22 protein-coding genes and 1 pseudogene are annotated in these 22,748 nt (G+C 58.8%); 8 read left to right on the plus strand and 15 right to left on the minus strand.

Annotated features, from left to right (window positions below; genetic code table 11):
- Positions 1–30: 30 nt before the first annotated feature.
- Positions 31–1,329 carry a mechanosensitive ion channel family protein gene (locus ACA058_RS07300; RefSeq protein WP_497638500.1) on the minus strand — a complete coding sequence of 433 codons (1,299 nt, stop codon included), beginning with the start codon at positions 1,327–1,329 and terminating at the stop codon, positions 31–33.
- Between the two features lie 241 nt (positions 1,330–1,570).
- Here ACA058_RS07300 and ACA058_RS07305 point away from each other — a divergent pair, with 241 nt between their 5' ends.
- Together ACA058_RS07305 and ACA058_RS07310 are read left to right on the plus strand one after the other, a co-directional pair.
- Positions 1,571–2,425 carry a hypothetical protein gene (locus ACA058_RS07305; RefSeq protein ID WP_497638501.1) on the plus strand — a complete coding sequence of 285 codons (855 nt, stop codon included), beginning with the start codon at positions 1,571–1,573 and terminating at the stop codon, positions 2,423–2,425.
- Between the two features lie 387 nt (positions 2,426–2,812).
- The gene (locus tag ACA058_RS07310; RefSeq protein ID WP_497638502.1) at positions 2,813–4,153 is read left to right on the plus strand and encodes a DEAD/DEAH box helicase; all 1,341 of its coding nucleotides are present in this window, start codon (positions 2,813–2,815) and stop codon (positions 4,151–4,153) included.
- 156 nt (positions 4,154–4,309) lie between these two features.
- Here the strand turns inward: ACA058_RS07310 and ACA058_RS07315 are convergent.
- The 3 genes and pseudogenes from ACA058_RS07315 to ACA058_RS07325 form a co-directional block, all read right to left on the minus strand.
- Positions 4,310–4,387, minus strand: a pseudogene (locus tag ACA058_RS07315) (outer membrane lipoprotein carrier protein LolA); the annotation flags it as partial.
- 708 nt (positions 4,388–5,095) lie between these two features.
- Positions 5,096–5,371: a hypothetical protein gene (locus tag ACA058_RS07320; RefSeq protein WP_497638503.1), complete on the minus strand. Its 276-nt coding sequence runs from the start codon at positions 5,369–5,371 to the stop codon at positions 5,096–5,098.
- Between the two features lie 103 nt (positions 5,372–5,474).
- Positions 5,475–6,209: a DUF899 domain-containing protein gene (locus tag ACA058_RS07325; RefSeq protein ID WP_497638504.1), complete on the minus strand. Its 735-nt coding sequence runs from the start codon at positions 6,207–6,209 to the stop codon at positions 5,475–5,477.
- A 178-nt stretch (positions 6,210–6,387) separates the two neighbouring features.
- On the opposite strand from ACA058_RS07325, the gene ACA058_RS07330 reads away from it, so the two are divergent.
- A complete protein-coding gene (locus ACA058_RS07330; protein ID WP_497638505.1) occupies positions 6,388–6,777 on the plus strand; it encodes a transcriptional regulator in 390 nt (129 codons plus the stop codon).
- Between the two features lie 121 nt (positions 6,778–6,898).
- Here ACA058_RS07330 and ACA058_RS07335 read toward each other — a convergent pair whose 3' ends face one another.
- The 3 genes from ACA058_RS07335 to ACA058_RS07345 all read right to left on the minus strand — a co-directional run bounded on the left by ACA058_RS07335 (position 6,899) and on the right by ACA058_RS07345 (position 8,966).
- Entirely contained in the window at positions 6,899–7,768 is an 870-nt protein-coding gene (locus ACA058_RS07335) for a DUF6279 family lipoprotein (protein ID WP_497638506.1), read from the minus strand.
- Between the two features lie 80 nt (positions 7,769–7,848).
- Entirely contained in the window at positions 7,849–8,571 is a 723-nt protein-coding gene (locus ACA058_RS07340) for a TorF family putative porin (protein WP_497638507.1), read from the minus strand.
- A 206-nt stretch (positions 8,572–8,777) separates the two neighbouring features.
- The gene (locus ACA058_RS07345) at positions 8,778–8,966 is read right to left on the minus strand and encodes a PFL_1563 family small protein (RefSeq protein WP_172668627.1); all 189 of its coding nucleotides are present in this window, start codon (positions 8,964–8,966) and stop codon (positions 8,778–8,780) included.
- Between the two features lie 348 nt (positions 8,967–9,314).
- Here ACA058_RS07345 and ACA058_RS07350 point away from each other — a divergent pair, with 348 nt between their 5' ends.
- From ACA058_RS07350 to ACA058_RS07360, 3 genes are all read left to right on the plus strand, one after another.
- Positions 9,315–10,151 carry a CvfB family protein gene (locus ACA058_RS07350; RefSeq protein ID WP_020795405.1) on the plus strand — a complete coding sequence of 279 codons (837 nt, stop codon included), beginning with the start codon at positions 9,315–9,317 and terminating at the stop codon, positions 10,149–10,151.
- A gap of 33 nt (positions 10,152–10,184) precedes the next feature.
- Positions 10,185–11,117: a DMT family transporter gene (locus tag ACA058_RS07355; protein ID WP_497638508.1), complete on the plus strand. Its 933-nt coding sequence runs from the start codon at positions 10,185–10,187 to the stop codon at positions 11,115–11,117.
- A 186-nt stretch (positions 11,118–11,303) separates the two neighbouring features.
- On the plus strand, positions 11,304–11,432 hold the full coding sequence (locus ACA058_RS07360; protein ID WP_007914492.1) for a PA1414 family protein: 129 nt from the start codon (positions 11,304–11,306) through the stop codon (positions 11,430–11,432).
- 78 nt (positions 11,433–11,510) lie between these two features.
- On the opposite strand, the gene ACA058_RS07365 is transcribed toward ACA058_RS07360, so the two are convergent.
- The 6 genes from ACA058_RS07365 to speB form a co-directional block, all read right to left on the minus strand.
- On the minus strand, positions 11,511–11,762 hold the full coding sequence (locus tag ACA058_RS07365) for an acyl carrier protein (protein ID WP_497638509.1): 252 nt from the start codon (positions 11,760–11,762) through the stop codon (positions 11,511–11,513).
- A 67-nt stretch (positions 11,763–11,829) separates the two neighbouring features.
- Positions 11,830–12,555, minus strand: a complete 726-nt coding sequence (locus tag ACA058_RS07370) for an MBL fold metallo-hydrolase (protein WP_497638510.1) — start codon at positions 12,553–12,555, stop codon at positions 11,830–11,832.
- 85 nt (positions 12,556–12,640) lie between these two features.
- On the minus strand, positions 12,641–14,011 hold the full coding sequence (locus ACA058_RS07375) for a sodium:solute symporter family protein (protein ID WP_497638511.1): 1,371 nt from the start codon (positions 14,009–14,011) through the stop codon (positions 12,641–12,643).
- Between the two features lie 163 nt (positions 14,012–14,174).
- Positions 14,175–15,683 (minus strand): purine-cytosine permease family protein, encoded by a 1,509-nt coding sequence (locus ACA058_RS07380; protein ID WP_497638512.1) that lies wholly within the window; start codon positions 15,681–15,683, stop codon positions 14,175–14,177.
- 54 nt (positions 15,684–15,737) lie between these two features.
- A complete protein-coding gene (locus tag ACA058_RS07385) occupies positions 15,738–16,160 on the minus strand; it encodes a YybH family protein (RefSeq protein WP_497638513.1) in 423 nt (140 codons plus the stop codon).
- 9 nt (positions 16,161–16,169) lie between these two features.
- Positions 16,170–17,120 (minus strand): agmatinase, encoded by a 951-nt coding sequence (gene speB, locus ACA058_RS07390; RefSeq protein WP_008060136.1) that lies wholly within the window; start codon positions 17,118–17,120, stop codon positions 16,170–16,172.
- A gap of 365 nt (positions 17,121–17,485) precedes the next feature.
- On the opposite strand from speB, the gene ACA058_RS07395 reads away from it, so the two are divergent.
- Positions 17,486–18,379 (plus strand): LysR family transcriptional regulator, encoded by an 894-nt coding sequence (locus ACA058_RS07395; RefSeq protein ID WP_007984914.1) that lies wholly within the window; start codon positions 17,486–17,488, stop codon positions 18,377–18,379.
- Between the two features lie 5 nt (positions 18,380–18,384).
- On the plus strand, positions 18,385–18,978 hold the full coding sequence (locus ACA058_RS07400; protein ID WP_497638514.1) for a tRNA-uridine aminocarboxypropyltransferase: 594 nt from the start codon (positions 18,385–18,387) through the stop codon (positions 18,976–18,978).
- 115 nt (positions 18,979–19,093) lie between these two features.
- On the opposite strand, the gene ACA058_RS07405 is transcribed toward ACA058_RS07400, so the two are convergent.
- Positions 19,094–20,458 (minus strand): HlyD family type I secretion periplasmic adaptor subunit, encoded by a 1,365-nt coding sequence (locus ACA058_RS07405; protein ID WP_497638515.1) that lies wholly within the window; start codon positions 20,456–20,458, stop codon positions 19,094–19,096.
- A gap of 9 nt (positions 20,459–20,467) precedes the next feature.
- The gene (locus ACA058_RS07410) at positions 20,468–22,627 is read right to left on the minus strand and encodes a type I secretion system permease/ATPase (protein ID WP_497638516.1); all 2,160 of its coding nucleotides are present in this window, start codon (positions 22,625–22,627) and stop codon (positions 20,468–20,470) included.
- Positions 22,628–22,748: the final 121 nt, after the last annotated feature.

The raw sequence follows: 22,748 nt of genomic DNA on the forward strand, positions 1-22,748 counted from the left end.
AGCAAGCTCGCTCCTACAGGGATTGCGGTGTTACATGACGTGTTTTTCCGGCTCGGGGATGTGGCTCGCGCCCAACACCGCCGGCAAAAGTCCGGCGCGAAGATCTGTCCCACTCGGCTGCTGATAAAGGCTCAACCCAAACTCCGGCAACACCGCCAGCAGGTAATCGAAAATATCCCCCTGAATCCGCTCGTAATCGGCCCACGCCGTGGTGCGGGTGAAGCAGTAGATTTCCAGCGGTATGCCCTGCGCCGTGGTCTGCATTTGCCGAACCATGCAGGTCATGTTCGGCTGGACCTCCGGGTGGCTCTTCAGATACGCCAGTGCATAGGCGCGAAAAGTGCCGATATTGGTCATGCGCCGGCGGTTGGCCGACATCGCCGCGACATTGCCCTGGGCTTCGTTCCAGGCCTTGAGTTCGGCCTGTTTACGGCTGATGTAGTCAGTCAGCAGATGCACCTGGGACAGCTTCAGCTCCTCATCATTGCGGATGAACCGCACGCCACTGGCGTCAATGAACAGGCTGCGCTTGATCCGCCGGCCACCGGACTGTTGCATGCCGCGCCAGTTCTTGAATGATTCGGACATCAGACGCCAGGTCGGGATCGAAACAATGGTCTTGTCAAAGTTCTGCACCTTGACCGTATGCAGCGTGATGTCCACTACATCGCCATCGGCACCGACCTGTGGCATCTCGATCCAGTCGCCGACCCGCAGCATGTCGTTGCTGGTCAGCTGCACGCTGGCGACGAACGACAGCAGGGTGTCCTTGTAGACCAACAGGATCACCGCCGACATGGCGCCCAGGCCCGATAGCAGCAACAGCGGCGAACGGTCGATCAATGTGGCGACGATGATGATCGCGCCAAACACGTACAACACCATTTTCGCCAGTTGCACATAGCCTTTGATCGAGCGCGTGCGGGCGTGTTCGGTGCGGGCATAGATGTCCAGCAGGGCATTGAGCAGGGCCGCGATCGACAGCAGCAGGAACAGAATGGTGAACGCCAGCGCCACATTGCCGAGAAATACCATCGCGGTTTTACTCAGCTCCGGTACCAGGTGCAGGCCGAACTGGATCACCAGCGACGGCGTGATCTGCGCGAGTCGATGAAAGGCCTTGTTGTGACGCAAATCGTTGATCCAGTGCAGCGCCGGCTGACGGCCCAGTATTTTGCTGGCGTGCAGGATCAGGTAGCGCGCCACTCGTCCGAGGGCCAGCGCAATGACCAACAACACCATCAGTGCCAGGCTGGCATGCACGAGCGGATGCTGGTCAAGGGCACCCCAAAGGTCTTGGGCGTTGAGCCAGAGCTGTTTGATATCCATGGGCAAAAACGATTCTTCTGTAAGACGCGACGGGTTGGATTAGAGCATGAAAACATCGGAGAGCTCATATTGCTGAGTGGATGTGAGTGAGCATGAGTTCCAGAGAGAACGCCTAAATAGGAGATTTCTACCATTTGTCGAACCTGTCATATATGACAGTAGACGAAGAAATGATAGTGGCAGTTCAATGTGGCCTGCACACCTACCTTTGTCGGTGTTGCTATCACAAAGGACTTTTTATATGAAGCAGAATGCTGAAGTAAAAGAACAGATAATTACGTCGAGACCAATTTACCCTTGGATGCCACGAATTCATGAAGCTTTCGGTGATCTACTAATTCTCGATACATTCAGCGGAGATCCTACCTGTACATTTGGTCCATGGCCTCCATGTGGTAAAAAAGGGCAGCGTGTAACGGTGCGCATTGAAAGCGAAGGTGCTAAGCCGCTACTAGTTAGAAGTGGTGAGGTGATTACGGATGAGGAAGCTAAGGAAGGTGTGAGTAGCGCCCTTCGTCGAAGCTGGTTCGAGGCACTTGCACCAAATAGCGAATTTAGTGTGAGAAGCGAAATCGCCCTATGTAGTGATGAAGGCAGCGTTGTAGAGATTCCTCCGGTCTTCTATTCAGTTAAGAAGGTTGAGGGCACTGGTAGAGCTGAATTCAATGAAGAATTTGATCTTCTAGAAAAACCTTACCAATATGATTTGGGTGATGGGGTGATTATTGAAAGCATGTCCTATCAGTCTGATGCCATTGCGCGCGCCTCACTGAATTCTTTGCCGAACCCTGATCCAAGTTGGGGGGAGCGTTGCTTCAATCTTCGTAAATGTTCTGTACGCTTCAAATTTGCAACTCCAGTTTCATTATTTACGTTTTCCATGGTTGGGCAACCCGTTTCAAGTAATTCGGTATATTTCTATAAGGAGGTTGGTATTCCTGATTCTATCGGCATTAGATGGCCTGGGAATGGTGGTATTACTCAGCCGCCGGCGCAGGTTTTGATTGAGAGTGCGCGGGGCATTGAGTACGTATCGTTTAGGCATTATGAGTCTTCCGAGCTAGTGTATATCGATAATGTTGTTTGGGGGTATTAGTGGGCTTGTATTTTGTGTTGGCTGATAAGGCTTTTTGAGGTGTGTCAATTGAAATTGGGGGTGAGTTCAATTTGAGCTTTTGAACCACTCCCATGCGGTTTTGTATTTGCTAGTTGTTGTTTTTTTTCTGATGCTGACAAAAACCTTGATAGTCAGAGCTGGAAGTTTCTACTTGCTATATTCTATTGTTTCAATGCCATAGTCTCGTTATGCTCCACAAAACATGTCAATAATCACAGGGAAGGTATAGTAGGTGTTGCTTTGAAGGGCGGTTGGAGCCAGTCGATTCCGACCCTGAGGCAACATTTTCACAAAGAAACTCGGCCTACGCGCTCGAAACCGGTACCCTATGCAGCTGTTTTTTTGCATTTCTTCGAGGTAGCACCCGTGTTTTCCGAATTCGCCTTGCACGAACGCCTGCTCAAAGCCGTGGCCGAGCTGAAATTTGTCGAGCCAACGCCTGTGCAAGCAGCGGCTATTCCGCTGGCGCTCCAAGGGCGTGACCTGCGGGTGACAGCGCAAACCGGTAGCGGCAAGACCGCTGCATTTGTTTTGCCGATCCTCAATCGCTTGATCGGCCCGGCCAAAGTCCGCGTCAGCATCAAGACCCTGATCCTGTTGCCAACCCGCGAGCTGGCCCAGCAAACCTTGAAAGAAGTTGAACGCTTCGCGCAGTTCACCTTCATCAAGTCTGGCCTGATCACCGGCGGTGAAGACTTCAAGGTCCAGGCGGCCATGCTGCGCAAGGTGCCGGACATCCTGATCGGTACACCGGGGCGGATGATCGAGCAACTGAATGCCGGCAACCTTGACCTCAAGGAAGTCGAAGTGCTGGTGCTCGACGAAGCCGACCGCATGCTCGACATGGGTTTCGCCGAAGACGTGCAGCGTCTGGTGGACGAGTGCACCAACCGTCAGCAAACCATGCTGTTCTCCGCCACCACCGGTGGTTCCGGTCTGCGCGAGATGATCGCCAAGGTCCTGAACAACCCTGAGCACCTGCAGCTCAATGCGGTCAGCCAGCTCAACGAAACGACCCGTCAGCAAATCATCACCGCTGACCACAACCAGCACAAAGAACAGATCGTCAACTGGCTGCTGGCCAACGAGACATATCAGAAGGCCATCGTCTTCACCAACACCCGGGCCATGGCCGACCGCATCTACGGCCGCCTGGTGGCGCAGGAATACAAAGCGTTCGTCCTGCACGGCGAGAAAGACCAGAAGGATCGCAAACTGGCGATCGACCGTCTGAAGCAGGGCGGGGTGAAAATCCTGGTGGCCACTGATGTCGCCGCTCGCGGCCTGGATGTGGACGGCCTGGACCTGGTGATCAACTTCGACATGCCGCGCAGTGGTGACGAGTACGTGCACCGCATTGGCCGTACCGGTCGTGCCGGCAACGATGGCCTGGCCATCTCGCTGATTTGCCACGGCGACTGGAACCTGATGTCGAGCATCGAGCGCTACCTCAAGCAGAGCTTCGAGCGACGCACCATCAAGGAAGTGAAGGGCACTTACGGCGGACCGAAAAAGGTCAAGGCCTCCGGCAAGGCCGTCGGGGTGAAGAAGAAAAAAACCGACGCCAAGGGCGACAAGAAAAAAGTCACCGCCAAGACCCCGACCAAACGCAAGAGCGTCAACCGCCCCAAGAGCGACTCACTGGTCAGCAAAGACGGCATGGCCCCGCTCAAGCGCCGCAAGCCGGAAGCGCCGGCGGCTGAATAAGCGCCTCGGCTAGCCCAATAGAAACCCGGACAGGTCCTAATGCTGTTCACTTTAGGTTGGGGGCTGCAGGTGCATATTTGGATTGGGTGTATATCCGTTGCTGCGGTAACGGCCACTTAGGGTTTCGCTTTTACTGCGAGTCACTTGGAAGAGCCCTGTAGGAGGGAGCCTGCTCGCGATGAACCTGAGAGCACCGTGGGGTGTCAGGTGCCCAGCGTCATCGTTGACGACCATCGCGAGCAGGCTCGCTCCTACAGGGCCCGCCGCGTTGGGCTATCCATGGCCCAGCGCGGATCAACGTTGGTAGAGGCGCCGATGGAGGTAGTCTCAGGTTGACGGACAGGCTCAGGGCGTGATGTGGCAAGAAAATCAAAAACCAAAGCAACAGCAACAGCGAGGCGGCCTTATAGCCGACCTGATTGCAGGTCTGTCCGCGATCCCATTGTGGGAGCGAGCCTGCTCGCGAAAAACGTCCGGACAACGCGATCATCCAGACAGGGCGCGTAATCGTTGACGTCCATCGCGAGCAGGCTCGCTCCCACAGGGGATTGGGGTATCTGCAAAAGTCAGGTCGGCTGTCAGGCCGCCTCGCTTTTGCTTTAGATTTGGGCGCCCCGTTAAACCACGATGGCCGAACGCAGGCATTGCGCAGTGGGTAAACCGGCAGGACGCCGGTTTAGCCGCGCTGGGCCATGGATGGCCCATCGCGGCGACCCACGGAGTAATGCCGGAGAGAGGGCATGCCGAGCCACAGCGAGGCACCGAGTGGTGGGGCAAAGCCTTTTGCTTACTTTTCGGCGTTTGGAAAAGTGAGTCGCCGTAAGGGCGAAACCATAAGAGGCCGTTACCGCAGCAATGGATATCCCCCCAATCCAGTTCTTATACAATCCCACGCTTAAGTGAACAGTATTACGGACACTGTCAGGGTTTTTTTACAGGTCTTTAACTCTCGGTTTTCTTCTCGGCCGTATCCAATTCCTTGAGCCGCTGATCGATCAACTGGCACTTATCCGGCAAATCCTTGGAGGCAGTGCCCAGGTCCATCTTCTGCAACTCGTCGTTGATCTCCTTGGCCTTGGCCGGGTTCTGTTCAGTGAGCTTGGTGACTTCCTTGGCCAGCTGCTCGCGTTTGAGGGTGGCCTCCTCTGGCGTGCAGGCCCAAACGGGCAGGGCGCAGGCGAGGGTGGTTGCGAGGGTGAGTTTCAGCAGGATTTTCATCTGTCGGGCCTCAGTTCCGGTTAAGGCGGGTTAACCGGTTGAGGGCTGCTGGAGGGAAAAAGTTCACCGCCATCCCCTGAGGGTCACGACTCGGTTTTGAGGTCTATCCACCATGGCAGCAGCTCGTCGGCGCCTTCTCCTCATACCGATCATGATGCCGCACCCAATCCATGATTTCTTCTTCGTTGCGCCCCTTGGGCATCAGGTCGAGATAGTTGTAAGTACCAACCAATAGATCCAGGCCGCGTGCATAAGTCGAGTAGGTGTGGAAAATCTCGCCGGCTTCGTTGCGATAAAACACACTGAGGCCGGGCAATTCTTCTTCTGATCCGTCGGTTTTTTCGTAGTTGTAAGTGGCCTTTCCGGCGGCGACGTCTTCGGGGCGGGCCGTCACACCGAAGTCGTAGTTGAAATCGCAGCCTTCGGACGACACCCAGTCGAATTTCCACCCCATGCGCTGCTTGAACGCCTGGAATTCGGCGAACGGCGCGTGGGACACCGCCACCACCGCGACGTCGTGGTGCGCCAGGTGCTGGTTGGCTCCGTCGATGTGGTCGGAGAGGAAGGAGCAACCGGGACAGCCTTCGTCCCAGCCGTCAGCGAACATGAAATGGTAAATGACCAACTGACTGCGGCCACCGAACAGGTCGGCAAGCTTCAGTTCGCCGTCAGGTCCCTGGAAGTGGTAGTCCTTGTCGATTTTCACCCAGGGCAGGCCGCGGCGCTCGGCACTGAGCCTGTCTCGTTCCTTGGTGAAAGCCTTTTCGTGGACGAGGTGTTGCTTGCGGGCGGCGAGCCATTCTTCCCGGGACACGACCGGGTGATTCTGAATATTCATTGGGCTTTCTCCTGCGTGATGCGGGGAAGTGACTTACACAGCCTAGTCGTTTGACCTGCCGGTAATTCGACATACCGCCGGTCGGTAGCGGTAAAAACGCGGGCTGAACGGCTGCCGTACACTTCTGTCACAACCTATGAAGGCCCTCTCACTCACGGCCACCGGAGGTTGAATCAGGATGACAACTTACAACTGGGATTTGATTGAGCGCTTGCTGCATGAAGTGCAGAACGGTGCGAGCAGCTTTACGCCACGGCCCTACGCTGAGCAGTACGCCGCGCAGAAAGCATCGGAAGGTGAGCAGACTGAGAACCTGGACCACTTGAAAGCGGTGGCCGGCGAGTATGAAAAGTTACTGCTCCAGCGCGGTTATATCGAGCCTCGGCCCGAGGAGCAGGGAGGCACCGGTTCGAATTACATTTTGACGATGCGTGGTTCGAGGTTGTTGAGCCTGATCGACAGCGGCATTCCGGGCAATGACCATCCGCGGCAGGTGCTGGATGACCAGGAAGATGCACTGGACGAAGTGACGTTCGATGAAGTGGCTTCGAAGGCGCAAATTGCCTGATCTTATATGATGCCCTTGTGGGAACGAGCCTGCTCGCGAAAGCGATTTAACATTCAATGATGATGTTGGCTGTTAGTCCGTCTTCGCGAGCAGGCTCGCTCCCACAGGGTATTCGTTGCATTCAACCCTGTTTGGCTGATTTGAGACACTTCAAATCACTGAAGTCCTTCTTCACACCCTCGATCTTCGTCAACAAGCGCTGACGTTGTTGCGGCGTACTTTCCGCCATCAAATCCACAAACAGCGCCCGCGCCTGGGCTTCGGTCTCGGCGAAGGCCTGGCGGTAGGCCGGTGTCCATAAGCTCTCGCGGTTGACCAGAAGCGTCTCGATTCGCTGTGGGAATTGAGGCGTCTGGCGCTGCGCCACGGCGGCACTGAACTGTTTTTGCCAGTGGATGCGGTTGGCGATCCATTGCGTATTCTGGTCGCCCAAGGCATTCGACCAGGCCATGACTCGCTGTTGTTGAGAGACGCTGAGTGGCCCGAGCCATTCATTCAGGCGTTTCTCCATACGCGCGCCACGCTGTTTGATCTGCTGGTCCAGCGACGGTTTCAGGTATCGCTCCTGACGCTTGCGCTGGTCCTTGGCGAAGGCCTCGTTCATTTCTGCGACCTGGTTGTCATCCAGGCCTTGCAGCAATTCGATGGCTGATGGCGTAATTTCCCGTGCCGTCTCGGCAATCGCTGCTTCGGCTTCCGCCTTGCGAGCCTGCAGCGCGGCATCGGTTACCTGATTGGTCGCGATCATGGTCTGCAAGCGGTCCAGCCAGTCGAGATACCCCGGCATTTGTGTTGTGCAATGCCAGCTCAGGTGTTCCTTCAGGCGTTCGTTGAGCCAGCTTTTCTGCTCACCGTTCATGTCCAGGTAATCGCTGAGCGTCCAGGGAATGATCACGTCGAGGTTGCGATAGGCCAGGCCCATGCGGCTGCACGCGCCGAGGGCAAGGGAGAACATGAGCACAAAGGCGATGTGTTTGATCCAGCGAGACATGGGCGAATCCTTGCGAAAAAAGCCTGGCTTCTGGAGCTGATTCTCATCTGAACGCAAAGTGAACCCGGCAGTTCAGCCCATCAATAGAACGCGCGTTCGGCCTTGAGGGTCAGTAGTGCGTCGCACTGGCTATTTTGCCCGGTATAGGCTGAACAATAGCTGCCACTGAGGCTGGAATCGCTGTAGATCAGATCGAGGTCGATGCCCATGAACGGTCGGGACAGTTTCACCGACCAATCGGTGAAGCTGCCGACATGACCGCCGTCCACCGCCACCGGCGTGTTCAACTGGTGGGTGGTATATTTCATACTGACCCCGATGCCGAACGGCTGGTTGCCGCGCAGGTCGGCAAACAGCGTGCTGTTCTGTTTGTCTGGGTCGTTGCTCAAGGCTGCGCCGAAACGGCTGCCCAGCAGGGTCAGGCCACCGAACACTTCCTGACTGTCGAGGGTGTCAACTTCGGGGTAGCTGTAATGGATGATGCCCACTTCGTAGCCGAGAATCTGGTCAAAGGGTTGCTTGAAGCCCGCGTAAGAGTCGATTTCGAGGTTTTTCCCCGGGCTGATGCCCATGCTCGGCGACCATTGGCCGACGTAGAAACCGCTGTCATGGGTCAGGTCCAGGCCACCATGAAACGAACCGACGGCTGATGGCTTGACGAGGCCCTGGGCCATGCTGCGGCTGGGGCTGGTCCCGAGCTTGAGGTCGAAATTCCCCAGCTCGCGTTTAAAGATTTGCCCGTGCACCCCCGGACACGCCAGCAGGCCGCCGAGCAGCAAGGATAAACAAGAGGGTGTGCGCATGCGTCGCTCCATGAACAGCGAGGGCAGGCTTGGGCCTGCTGAAACGCTTGATCTAGACGCGTGCAAGGATACCGACGAATGACAGGCCGGGTGGGCCGTTCGTCGATTTCTACAAGATTGGAGGGTTTGAAGCGAGGGTGTTGCAAGGTTCCAGTCCAAGCGCTTCGATGCTCAAAGCGCTTAGGGACCAGGTGCAGCGCAGGGTGTTACTTCTTGCCCAGGGTGATCTGCTTGGATGGGCCGAATGTCTGGCCGCTGACACCTTTGGCAATTTGCTGGATTTCACCCCCGGATTTGAGGAACGCAGCGATCTGGCTGTTGATCGACTCGCTGGTTTCGACGGCTGGAGCTGGCTTTGCTTTGCTGTTGGATGCTTTTACGCGCATGGCGGCCATTAACCTGTAGAAAATTAACTTGGCCAGGCATCGTACAGGATTGACTTCATATTTGCTTGGCAAATATCCGCTGGGGGACATTGAGTGGGGACGCCACAAATTGCAAGTTGTTATTTGCAATATTGCCCTAAGCCGCTGTTTTAACTAAGAACGTGGCTGGGAAAGCCGCGTTTCGCCTAGGGTAGGCGGCGGGATGATCGCCGGCCCGGTCTGACGAGCGGCGGCCCGAGTATGGCAAAACCGAGAAAAATTAAGGCTTTGCGGGGAATTTCTGACGCCACCGGGCTGACTGGCGAACCTGACCGCTAAAACCGGGTAGAATGCCGCCACGTAATGAGGGTATTGGACATGGCTTTAGTCGGGCGTTACAACAGTTTGCAAGTGGTTAAACACACTAACTTCGGTTTATATCTGGACGGTGGCGCGGATGGCGAAATCCTCTTGCCTAATCGTTATATTCCCAAGGATATTCCCAGCGAAGATGAAGACTGGCTCAACGTTTTTGTTTATCTGGATAGCGATGACAAACTCATCGCAACTACTGAAAAGCCGAAAGTTCAAGTCGGTGAATTCGCCAGTTTGAAAGTTGTTGAAGTCAACAGCATTGGCGTGTTCCTGGATTGGGGGCTGCCCAAAGACCTGTTGCTGCCGTATTCGGAAGAAAAGCGCCAGATGACGGCCGGTGAATACGCCGTGGTGCATGTCTACCTCGACAAGCATACCCGCCGCATTACCGCGACCGCGCGCCTGGATCGGTACCTGGACAAGACGCCCGCCAACTACACCCCGGGGCAGGAAGTTGACTTGCTGGTGGCCGAAGCCACCGACATGGGTTTCAAGGCAATCATCAACAACAAGCACTGGGGCCTGATCCACAAGAACGAAATCTTCAAGTTCATGCGCGCCGGCAAGGAAGAGAAGGGTTTCATCAAGGAAGTTCGTAGCGACGGCAAGATCAGCCTGAGCCTGCAACCGGTGGGCGTCGAAGCGGCCAGCAGCCTGAACTCGAAGATCCTCGCCAAGTTGCGCGAGAACAACGGCAGCCTGGCAGTCAGCGACAAAAGCGATCCGACCCTGATCAGCAGCATGTTTGGCGTCAGCAAGGGCAACTTCAAAAAGGCCATCGGCGCGTTGTACAAGAACGGCCAGATCGTGATTCATGCCGATCGCATCGAACTAAGCTGAGTCGCCGATGTTCTGTGATGTCGAGGTATCAGGATGATCGCCACCCGGCGCAGCGCCGATGGATTTGCCCTGCAAGTGATGGTGGCGTTGTGCCTGGTCTGGGGCATTCAGCAGGTGATGATCAAGTGGGCGGCACCCGATATTGCGCCGGTCATGCAGGCAGCCGGGCGTTCGGGCATGTCCGCGCTGCTGGTGGGCTTGTTGATCTGCTGGAAGGGGGGCTGGGATCAGGTGGGCGCCACCTGGCGCGGCGGGCTGTTGGCCGGGGCCTTGTTTGGCCTGGAGTTCCTGTTCATTTCCGAAGGCCTGCAATTGACCACGGCGGCGCACATGTCGGTGTTCCTCTACACCGCGCCGATTTTCACCGCGTTGGGCGTGCACTGGTTGTTGCCGAGCGAGCGCTTGCGGCCTGTGCAATGGCTGGGCATTTTCCTGGCCTTCATCGGGATCGGTATTGCATTTGCCGCAGGGTTGTCCTGGGATAACCTCGATCGCCGCATGTTGCTGGGCGATGCGTTGGGCGTTCTGGCGGGGGCTTGCTGGGGGGCGACCACCGTGGTGGTGCGCGCTTCGCGTCTGTCGGAGGCGCCGGTGACCCTGACATTGTTTTACCAGTTGATCGTCGGTTTCGTCGGCCTGCTGCTGATTGCGTTGCTCAGCGGCCAGATCAGCCATGTCAGCCTGACCAGCGTGGCGGTGGGCAGCGTGCTGTTCCAGGGCATCGTGGTGTCGTTCTTCAGCTACCTGGTCTGGTTCTGGTTGCTGCGCCGTTATCTGGCGGCCAACCTCGCGGTGTTTTCATTCATGACGCCCTTGTTCGGCGTCACGTTTGGGGTTGTCCTGCTGGGGGAGGCGCTGAGCCTCAATTTCGTCATCGGTGCCGTGCTGGTGTTGCTGGGGATTACCTTTGTCAGCGCTGAACAGTGGGTGCGTCGCCGTTTGCGCAGAGCGCTTGGGCAGCCTTGAGTGGGCTGCAAGGCAAGCTGCCCTCCATCGGTAAAGCGCTTTGCTGAGTTCATGTCGTCGGATTGTGATCCATTCAGTAACAGATCGCTGCTATGTTCGACGAGCATTGCTCGGCACTTCGGACTATTATCAGTGCGAAGCGACTACAGAATTCCGGTCGCCCGGCACTACCCTGAAGGGGGCATCATGAAAGAGAAAATCCAAAACTGGCTGCACGACCTGGGTGTTGCACTCGGTTTGATCGAACCGCCTCTGCAACCTGTGCCAATTCGCACCGACGACGAACAGCGCCGACGCCAGCAGCGTCGCCGGTAAGCGCAACGCCGTTTTTGCAGCAGCAGCCAAGGGCTGCTGCTTGATGAGTAATGAGTGCTTCCAGGGAGATCGGCCAGGTCAATGCCGCCCGATCTCCATCAAGAACCGGCTCAAGTCGTTCGCCGTCCTGGCGGTCTTGAGCATCCGGTCTTCCTCGGCGGTGAACGCCGTCAAGCCGAGTTCGTCTTCCAGATGGAAGATCAGGTCTTCGATATCCGCTTTATCCAATCCCAATTGCGCCAGGCTGGCGTTGTCGTCGAAGTCATCCCGACCTTCAAGCAGGCGGCTGATGAAGTGATGTACGGCGGCGCGCACGGCAGCTCTTTTCATGGAAGGTCTTCGACGGCGTTGTTGTGATCGTCCCTGCTGTTGTTCCTGAGGTTGAGTACAGCAGGCTTCAGGCATGCGAGCGTTGCCACTGGTCAATCATGTGGCGCAGGTGCACCCCGGAAAAACTGCCGAAATGCCCGCCATGTACCGTATGGATCGGCAGGGCGCGCAAGCGCTGCAGGCTGCGTGCGTAATCATCGAGGTTGGAGTGGTAGGCGTCTTCGATCAACGGCCCGTCGTAGATGATGTCGCCGCTGAACAGGGTCTCGGTTGCCGCTTCGTACAGGCTGATGCCGCCCGGCGAGTGCCCCGGCGTGTGCAGCACTTGCAGCACCCGGTTACCCAGGTCCAGTACATCGCCTTCGTCGATCGTGCCGGTGGCCGGTGCGGCCTTGACCCGATACTCGGCGTAGCACAATGGGCAATCGGGGTGCGCTTCAAACATGTCGTCGCCGACAAAGGCTTTGCTCAAGTCGTTATTGCCGTCCGGTGCGGCAAGGATATCCGCTTCGGCCGGGTGCACCAGGCGCTGCGCGAATTCGTGGTGCCCGGCAATGTGGTCGAAATGGCAGTGACTGGCCACCGCCACCAAGGGCCGCTCGGTGATCCACGGCAGTTGTTCGCGCAGGCTGACCAGCCCCGAGCCGCTGTCCAGCAACAGGTCTTTGTCGCGGCCTTGAATGTGCCAAAGGTTGCAGCGATAGAAGGGGCGAATATAGGGCTCGTGAATCAGGCGGATGCCATCACTGAGCTGTTTGACTTCGAACCACTGATCGCGACCGACGATCTTCATGGGCAGTTTCCTCCAGACGAAAAAAAACGAGTGTGGCAACCGACGCCACACTCGTCGAAGAAAGCATCAAGTCGTTATATTCAGCTTAGGCGGCGCTTGCCTGCATCGCCGGGCGACGGGACAGCAGGCTGACCACCACGAAGCTCACCAGGCCTACGGCGAGGCTGTAGTAGATCGGCGTGTTGGCGTCCAGGCCGTCCTTGAACATGAACAGCAGCGCAGTGGCGAAGCCCATGCCCATGCTGGCGATGGCGCCGGCGGTAGTGGCGCGCTTCCAGAAAATGGCGCCCATCAGCGGGATCAGCATGCCGCCCACCAACAGGTTGTAGGCCAGGGTCAGGGCGCTGATCACGTCGTTCACCACCAGGGCGATACCCAGCACCACGATACCGGTCAGCATGGTGACCAGACGGTTCATCCCCAGGCTCGACTGTTTACCGCCGCGCAGTTTTGGCAGCAGGTCTTCGGTCAGGGTGGTGGCGGCGGCGAGCAGGCCGGCGCTGGCGGTGGACATCATGGCGGCCAGTGCGGCAGCGATCACCAGGCCACGGATACCGTCCGGCAGGGACAGTTTGACGATGGCGGCGAAAGCGTTGTTGACGTTGTCCAGATCCGGGATCAGTACGTGAGCAGCCATGCCGATCAGGGCGCAGGCCAGACCGTAGAGGATGCAGTAGACACCGGCGACCGTACCGGCGACCTGGGCCACTTTGGCGGTCTTGACGGTGAACACCCGTTGCCAGATGTCCTGACCGATCAGGATGCCGAAGAAGTAGATCATGAAGTAGGTGATGATGGTGTCCCAACCGATGGTGGTGAAGCTGAAGCTTGCCGCCGGCAGTTTCAACACCAGTTCATCCCAACCGCCGACGCGGTACAGGCAGATTGGCAACAGGATGAACATCAGGCCTACGGTCTTGATGACGAACTGGACGATGTCGGTCAGGGTCAGCGACCACATGCCGCCAATGGCCGAATAGATCACCACCACGCCACCACCGAGCAGTACCGAGACCCAGAATGGCAAGCCGAACAGCACTTGCAGTACAGTGCCGATGGCCAGGATCGAGGTCACGCCGATCATCAGCGCGTACGCCAGCATGATCGCCGCGCTCGCGGAGCGGGCCATCGGGTTGTAGCGTTTTTCCAGGACCTGGGTAACGGTGTAGATCTTCAGTTTCAACAGCGGTTTGGCGAGGAACAGGTTCAGCGCCACGATCCCGCAACCCAGTGCGGCGCACAGCCAGAAACCGGAGATGCCATGTACGTAGCCCAGACGCACGGTGGACGCGCCGCCGAGGACGGTGGCAGCCATGGTGCCCATGTACAGGCTCGGGCCGAGGTTACGACCGGCGACCAAAAAGTCTTCGTTGGTCTTGGCCTTGCGCATGCCGTAGTAGCCGAGTATCAGCATCGCGGCGGCGTAGATGAGTACGACGAATAAATCCAAAGCCATTGTGGCGTGTCTCCGATTGTCTTTTTTATGTGAAACAAAGTCGTTTCTGTGGGGCTGCTTTCTGTGGGAGCGAGCCTGCTCGCGAAAGCGTTCTGTCAGCTACATCTATGTTGGATGTGCCGCCATCTTCGCGAGCAGGCTCGCTCCCACAGGTGGATCTGCATCAGGTCGGCTGACGCAGTTCAGGTTTTGTCGTAATGCTTGTGCTCTTGCTACGTGAATCATTTGGGCCGAACACCGCGCTCGATTCCGGGAACAGACTCAGCAGCGCCAGGTACACCAGCGAGGCCAGGCCCAGGGTTACCGGCAGGCTGATGTCGATACCGCCGGCCATTTCGCCCAGTGGTCCGACGAACTGCCCCGGCAGGTTCACGAAGCACAGGCCGACGGCCGCGCTCGGGATCCAGGCACCCAGGCCACGCCAGTTCCAGCCGTGGGTGAACCAGTAGCGGCCACCTTTTTCGCCGCGGGTGAACACCTGCAGGTCATCCGGGCAGTAGAAACCGCGACGCACCAGCAGACCGATGATCATGATCACCATCCACGGGGTGGTGCAGGTGATGATCAGCACGGCGAAGGTCGACACGCTCTGCACCAGGTTCGCCGCAAAGCGACCGATGAAGATGAAGGCAATCGACATCACACCGATCAGCAGGGTGGCCTTGACCCGCGACAGCACCCGAGGGAACACGCTGGACATGTCCAGGCCGGTGCCGTACAGCGACGTGGTGCCGGTGGACATGCCGCCGATCACCGCAATCAGGCACACCGGCAGGAAGAACCAGCTCGGCGATACCGCCAGCAGGCCGCCGACATAGTTGTTGGCCGCGATGTAGTCCGGTGCCTTGATCGCTACGATGGTGGCGGTGGCGAGGCCGAACAGGAACGGAATCAGCGTGGCCAGTTGCGCAGCGATCACCGAAACCATGATCCGGCCTTTCGGCGTTTCACGCGGGATGTAGCGCGACCAGTCGCCGAGGAACGCGCCGAAGGAAATCGGGTTGCTCATGGCTACCAACGCAGCGCCGATGAACGCAGCCCAGAAACCGGCCTGACCCATGGCCACAGTGCCGGCGTACTGGCTGTCGAACGCCGGGGCAAAAGCGAAGATGCCCAGCAGGAACAACAGGCTGGCCGCCCACACCGCGATGCGGTTGACCCACAGCATGAAGCGGAACCCGTAGATGCACACCGTCAACACCAGCAGCGCGAACAAACCGTAGGCCAGGCCCAGGGTCAGGTCGGTTTCCGGCAGGTCGATCAGGCGTTTGGCGCCGCCTACCAGTGCGTCGCCCGAACTCCAGACGGAGAGCGAGAAGAACGCGATGGCGGTCAACAGCGACAAGAAGGAACCGACGATGCGCCCGTGCACACCGAAGTGAGCGCCGGAAGACACGGCGTTGTTGGTGCCGTTGATCGGACCGAACAGGCCCATAGGCGCGAGGATCAATGCACCGAGCACCACACCCAGCACAATCGCCCAGACGCCCGCCTGGAAAGACAGGCCGAACAGTACCGGGAAACTGCCGAGCACGGCGGTTGCAAAGGTGTTGGCGCCACCGAAGATCAAGCGAAACAGGTCGCTGGGCCGGGCGGTGCGCTCATTGTCCGGGATCTGTTCGACCCCGTTTGTTTCGATGCTAAGGCTGTTTTCGTTGTTTTTGTTATTCATGATCTGCTCCGATCATAAAGGCGCGCCCATCGTGTGTGAGCGTCACCTGTTTGGCTAAGGGGGTGGCAGCCCTTCCGGCATCGCGGACAAATGTTCGTGGCAGGCCAGCCATAGGCCGTGTTGTTCTTGGCCAGACGCTTGTTTCTTGAAAACAATCGTCTCGCGCTCCTGGCTAAAGTGCTGCTCCCCTTGCATGCGCAGCTCGGTGGCCACGTCATGGATGAAAATCGCCACGTCACCTTGCAGGCTGACGAAGGCGTTGCTCGAGGTGCACGAAAGCACTTCGAAGCCATCCTCGGCACGCCAGCTGTCCCACAATGCCTGGTAGGCATCGCGCGACAGCAGCGGCTGTTCGAGGGTGTAGAAGACGAAGCTGGCGTCGGCGCTGAATGCGCCGAAGTAGGCTTCGCGATCGTTGCGGGCGAAGGCGGATACCAGATCGGCAGCTGCTTTCAAAACCTGATCGCGTTCATTCATGACCGATCCTCAGCGATGGACCACGCCAGGCAGTACGCAGAGCATTTCGTACAGCAGGTTGGCGGCCAGCAGCGAGGTGTTGCCGGTTGTGTCGTAAGCGGGCGAGACTTCTACCAGATCGCAACCCACCAAGTCGAGGCCTTGGCAGCCGCGAACGATTTCAATCGCCTGAATGGTCGTCAGGCCACCGATTTCCGGGGTGCCGGTGCCAGGTGCCCAGGCCGGATCGATACCGTCGATGTCGAAGCTCAGGTACACCGGACCGCCGCCGACTTTCTCGCGCACTTCGGCCATCAGTGGCGCCAGGGATTTGTGCCAGCACTCTTCGGCCTGAACCACACGGAAGCCCTGGTTGCGGCTCCAGTTGAAGTCGTCAGCGGTGTAGCCCTGGGCGCGCAGACCGATCTGGACCACACGGTCCGGGTCGATAAGGCCTTCTTCGACGGCGCGACGGAAGGTGGTGCCGTGGGCGATTTTCTCGCCGAACATGTGATCGTTCACATCGGCGTGGGCGTCGATGTGCACCAGGCCGACCTTGCCGTGCTTTTTATGGATGGCACGCAGGATTGGCAGGGTGATGGTGTGGTCGCCACCCAGGGTCAGGGGGATCACATCGTGTTCGAGGATGTTGTCGTAGGATTCTTCGATGATCCGTACGGCATCCAGCAGGTTGAAGGTGTTGATCGCCACGTCGCCGATGTCGGCAACCGACAGCGAGTCGAACGGCGCGGCACCGGTGGCCATGTTGTACGGGCGGATCATTACCGATTCAGCGCGGATTTCACGAGGCCCGAAACGGGTGCCAGGGCGCAGGGAGGTACCGATGTCCAGCGGCACGCCGACAAAAGCAGCGTCCAGACCTGCAGCGGTCGGTACATGGGGGAGTCGCATCATGGTGGCGATGCCGCCGAAGCGCGGCATTTCGTTACCGCCCAGTGGTTGGTGAAGAATCTTGTCCACGGGTAGGGCCTCATCGTCGTTGTTTTATTTATTGGGTTACGCCGTTCACGGAAGTACGGGTACCACGAGTAGGTGCCGATTCTGCGAAATGTAGTGGCCGGGAAGAATCGCTACGGGCAAATACTTAGTTCAGATTTTTCTAAACTAATGACGAAGGTGGAGATAGACTTGCGGCCATGTGCCGCACCTCCTGTGGTGAGGATTTATCTGTGGCGAGGGGATTCAGCGAAACGTCGCACCGCCCCGTTCGGCTGCGCAGCAGTCGTAAACCCAGTGCATGCGGTACATCTGAGGATCTGGGGCGGCTTCGCCACCCAACGGGGATAAATCCCCTCGCCACAACTGACCATGCAATCGGAGCCCCCATGGCCAACGCTTTACCCGACCTGAAACTATTGCGCATTTTCGTGAGCGTGGTGCGTCATCAGGGCTTCGCCAACGCCCAGCAAGAGCTCAACCTCTCGACGTCGGCCATCAGCACTTACATGAGCCAGCTCGAATCCGCCCTGGGGCTGGTGCTGTGCCATCGCGGCCGTGGCGGGTTCAGCCTGACCAGCAAGGGTGAACTGTTTCATCAGGAGACCCTGCGTCTGTTGGGCGAGCTAGAAGGTTTCGAACAATATGCCGCTGCCCTCAAGGGCGAATTACGCGGCACGCTGAACCTGGGGGTGATCGACTCCACGGTCAGCGACAAGGCCTTGCCGTTCGCCGAAGCCATCGGCGCCTATAGCCAGGAGCACCCGGCGGTGCACTTGCACCTGTCGGTGATGAGCCCCTACGAACTGCAACTGGGCGTGCAGGACAACCGCCTCGACCTGGCCATCGGTGCTTTTTCCACTCGTATGAGCGGTCTGGTGTACATGCCGCTGTACCGCGAACAACACTGGTTGTATTGCAGCACACGGCATCCGCTGTTCAATGAGCGGCGCATCCCCGAGCAAGTCATCACCCAGCAACGCATGGTCGGTCGCGGCTACTGGAGCCAGGCCGAACTGGCCCGTCACGGCTTCAAGCACAGCGCCGCGACCGTGGAAAGTATGGAGGCGCAGCTGATTCTGGTGCTGTCCGGCGCCTACATCGGTTACTTGCCGGAACACTACGCCCAGGCGTGGGCCGACAAGGGCGACCTGCGGGTGTTGCTGCCGGCCACCTTCGGTTATCAGGCGCCGTTCTCGATGATCGTGCGCCGTGGCCGCAGCCGTGAGCCGCTGATCCAGACCTTTCGCGACCTGCTCAAAGCACAACTCAACCAGGCTTGAAGAAGATGCCGAGAATTCAATGTCCCCGCTGTCTGCGCCCGCAAAGCCATTGCCTGTGCCCGCTGATCCCCAGCCTCGACAGCCGCACCCGAGTATTGCTGTTGCAACACCCGAGCGAAGTGAACCATGCACTGAATACCGCGCGGTTGGCGGCGCTTGGGTTGAGGAATGCCGAGTTGATCGTCGGCGAGGTGTTCGAGGATCTGCCGAGGTTGTTGAATCAGCCGGGCTATCAGGCGCGGTTGCTGTTTCCCGGGGAGGACGCGCAGCCGATGCAGACGTATGCCGCATCCGATGAGCCGCTGTGGCTGGTCGTCCCCGACGGCACCTGGCGCAAGGCGCGCAAGATGCTGCATCTCAATCCGTTGCTGGCAGCGTTGCCGAGGGTGACGCTGACCGAGGGCGGGGTGTCCCGTTATCGATTGCGCAAGGCACCGGGGCCGGGGGCGTTGTCGACGGTGGAGGCGATTGTGCAGGCATTGGAAACCCTTGAAGCGCCTACAACGTTCGAACCGCTGTTGCGCCCGTTCGAGGCGTTGATCGAGGGGCAGATTGCGGCGATGGGGGAGGAGGTTTTTTTACGCAATCACACCCACTGATAGTTCCCACGCTCTGCGTGGGAATTCATCCTGTGACGCTCTGCGTCACGCTTGTAAAAGGGACGCGGAGCGTCCCGGGCTGCATTCCCACGCGGAGCGTGGGAATGATCGGTGGTTAACGCTCGCGCATCGCCTCCGTCCGGGCTTTCAACACCGGCTTAAGCAGATAATCCAGCACCGTCTTTTCCCCGGTAATGATATCCACCGTCGCCACCATCCCCGGAATGATCAGCAATGGTTTCGCGTCCCCGCCGAGGTGGTTTTTATCGGTGCGCACCTGGATCAGGTAGAAGCTGTTGCCCTTGTCATCGGTGATGGTGTCCGCGCCGATCAGCTCCAGCTTGGCACTCAAGCCGCCGTAGATCGTGTAGTCGTAGGCACTGAACTTGACCATGGCTTTCTGGCCAGGATGCAGGAACGCCACGTCCTGTGGCCGGACCTTGGCCTCGATCAGCAGGTTGTCTTCCAGCGGCACGATTTCCACCATGTCACTGCCCGGCTGGACCACGCCGCCGATGGTATTGACCTTCAGCATCTTGATGATGCCCTTGACCGGCGAGAGCACCGTGGTGCGGGTCACGCGGTCGTCGATGGCAATGCTTGAGGCTGTGATTTTCGACAGGTCGGTGCGTTTCTCATTCAGCTCTTTCGCCGCGTCCGAGCGGAACGACTGTTCGGACTCGTCGATCTTGCTCCTGATCTCGGCAATCGCCGATTCCGCCCGGGGAATGGCCAGGGTGGTGGCGTTCAGCGAACCACGGATTTCCACCGCGCTGCGCTTGAGCCGCAGGATCTCCACCGGCGACACGGCGCCGGTCTTGACCAGTGGCTCGGACATGTTCATCTCCTGGTTGACCAGCGCCAGACTGGAGCCGTATTGCCCCGCTTTCGAGCGAAACTCCGCCAATTCCTGGGTTTTTTGCCGCAGTTGTTCGGTCAGCGTGCGTTGTTCGCTGGCCAGTCGACGTTGCCGCTGTTCGTACAGCGAGCGTTCGTCTTCGGCGACTTGTGGCGCCTTGGCGATCACCTCTTCTGACAGCTTGAATGGCCGGCCTTCGGCTTCGGCCGACAGGCGTTCGACCTGTGCAGTCAGCGCGTAGCGATCGACCTCGCTTTCGCCCTTGTTCGACAGGTAGCGCGTGTCATCCAGGCGCAGCAAGGTGTCGCCCTTGTTCACCATTTGCCCTTCACGCACGAAGATCTCGGTGACGATGCCGCCCTCAAGGTTCTGGATCACCTGAACCTTGCTCGACGGAATCGCCTTGCCTTCGCCCATGGTGACTTCCTGCAGCACCGCGAACTTGGCCCAGGCCAACGCGCTGATCAGCAACGCGGCGGTCAGCCACACGGTGATCCGCGACCAGCGTGGGGAGTCCTGCAACGCGGCGCCAGCCGTTTCCGGCATGAACTCGGCTTCGGCACTTTTGCCGAAGCTGTCGAAGTAGCCACGTGCTTTCGAAGAATCCGATGAAGCAGACATAGGCAACTCCTAGACGGCCGCAGAGCCGACACGGCCCTTGCGCAATGCATCGATGACCGCTTCTTTCGGGCCGTCGGCGACGATCCGTCCGTTGTCCAGCACCACCAGGCGATCGACCAGGCTGAGCATCGAGGTGCGATGGGTCACCAGCAACACGGTCTTGCCCTGGACCCAGGTGTGGAGTTTTTGCCGCAAGGCGTCTTCGCTGCTGTTGTCCATGGCACTGGTGGGCTCGTCGAGCAGCATGATCGGCGGGTCGAGTAACAACGCCCGGGCCAGCAATACCGCTTGGCGTTGACCACCGGACAGCAACTGCCCGCGCTCACCGACAGGGCGGTCGAAGCCTTGCGGGTGTTGCCTGGCCAATTCGGTGACGCCGGTCAGTTCGGCCACTTCGAGCATGCGCGAGTCACTGATGTAGCGCGCGCCCAGGGTCAGGTTGTCACGCAGGCTGCCGGCCAGCAGCGGCAGGTCATGGGCTACGTAGCCGATCTGATGTCGCAGGTCCGCGACGTCCAGTTGGCGCAGGTCCAGGCCATCGAGCAGCAATTGGCCTTGGGCCGGTTCGTAGAACCCCATCACCAGGCGCGCCAGGGTGCTTTTGCCCGAGCCGCTGCGACCGATGATGCCGATCCGTTCGCCGGGTTTCACGCTGAAACTGACATTGGCCAGCGCCGGGGCGTTCTGGCCGTTGTAGTGGAAGGTCACGCCGACCACATCCAGGGCGCCTTGCAGTTGTGTGCGTTCCAGCGGCCGTTGTTTGGCATCGCGCTCCTGGGGCAGGGACATCAGCGCGTCGGTGCTTTTCATGGTCATTTGCGCTTGCTGGTAGCGCGTGATCAGGCCGGCGATTTGTCCCAGCGGCGCCAGTACCCGGCTGCCGAGCATGTAGGTCGCCACCAGCGCGCCGACGCTGAGGTTGCCCGCGATGATGCTGTAGACCCCGGCAACGATGGTCGCCATGCCGGAAAACTGCTGGATGAACAACGTGCCATTAGTGGCCAGCGCCGAGAGGTTACGCGCATGGCTGTCGAGGCGGGTGAGGGCGCCGTGGGTGCTTTCCCATTTGTGCTGGCGCTCGCTTTCGGCGCTGCAGGCCTTGAGGGTTTCCAGGCCGCCGATGGTTTCGATCAGCAGGGCCTGGCGTTCGGCGCCCAGGCTCAGGCTTTTCTGCACGGTGTCGCGCAAGCGCGCCTGAATGATCATGGCGAAAATGATCGTGATCGGAAACGCCAGGACCGGAATTACCACCAGCCAGCCGCCCAACAGACCGATCACTACCAGCATCAGCAGGGCAAAGGGCAGGTCGATCAGGCTGGTGAGGGTCACGGCGGTAAGGAATTCGCGCAGGCCCTGAAAATCGTGAATGCTCTGGGCAAAGCCACCGATGGTCGCAGGCTTGGCTTTCATCGCCATGCCGGTGATGCGCTCGAACAGGGTCGCCGAGAGAATCACGTCGGTCTTCTTGCCGGCGGTGTCCAGTAAATGCGCGCGCACCACCCGCAGCACCAGTTCGAACCCGGTGCCGATCAGCAAGCCGATGGACAGCACCCACAAGGTCGAGGTGGCCTGGTTCGGCACTACGCGGTCGTAGGTCTGCATCACGAACAGCGGCACCATCAGCCCCAGCAGATTGATCAGGAAACTCGCCAGGATCGCATCGCTGTACAACCATTTCGACAGCTTCAGGGTGTCGCGAAACCACGCCTCTACGCGCGGTACCAGCGGTGAACGAAGGTCTTCGAGTTCATGCCGTGGCCGGGCGAACAGCGCCTGGCCACTGTAATGCCCGGCAAGCTCTTGTGTAGTGGTCCATTGTTCGCCGCCATCGGCTTCGCTGGGCAGCACCAGGACCCGGCCATCCTCGCCATAGCGGCGCAGCACAGTGGTACGGCCGTTGTTGAGCAACAGCAGCACCGGCAGGTTCAGGGCAGAGATGTCTTTGAGGTCGCGGCGCAGCAGGCGCGCCTGCAATCCCGCCCGGGCCGCTGCGCGGGGCAGCAGGTCCAGGCTCAGGCGTTGGTGTGCCATAGGCAGCCCGGCACTCAGGCTGGCGCGACTGACCGTCGCGCCGTGGAGTTTGCAGAGGATCAACAGACCGTCCAGAAGCGGGTCATCGAAGCTCAAGCGTGGATCGACACCGGTGTTGGCGGTTTCCATGCTGGTCACAGTGATCGCTCCCGTTGCGCTACGGCAAATGGCATGGGTATCTCTCCCCCTGTAGGAGCTGCCGCAGGCTGCGATCTTTTGATCTTGTTTTTAAAAGCAAAATCAAAAGATCGCAGCCTGC

The sequence above is a fragment of the Pseudomonas sp. LBUM1649 genome (assembly GCF_059716155.1).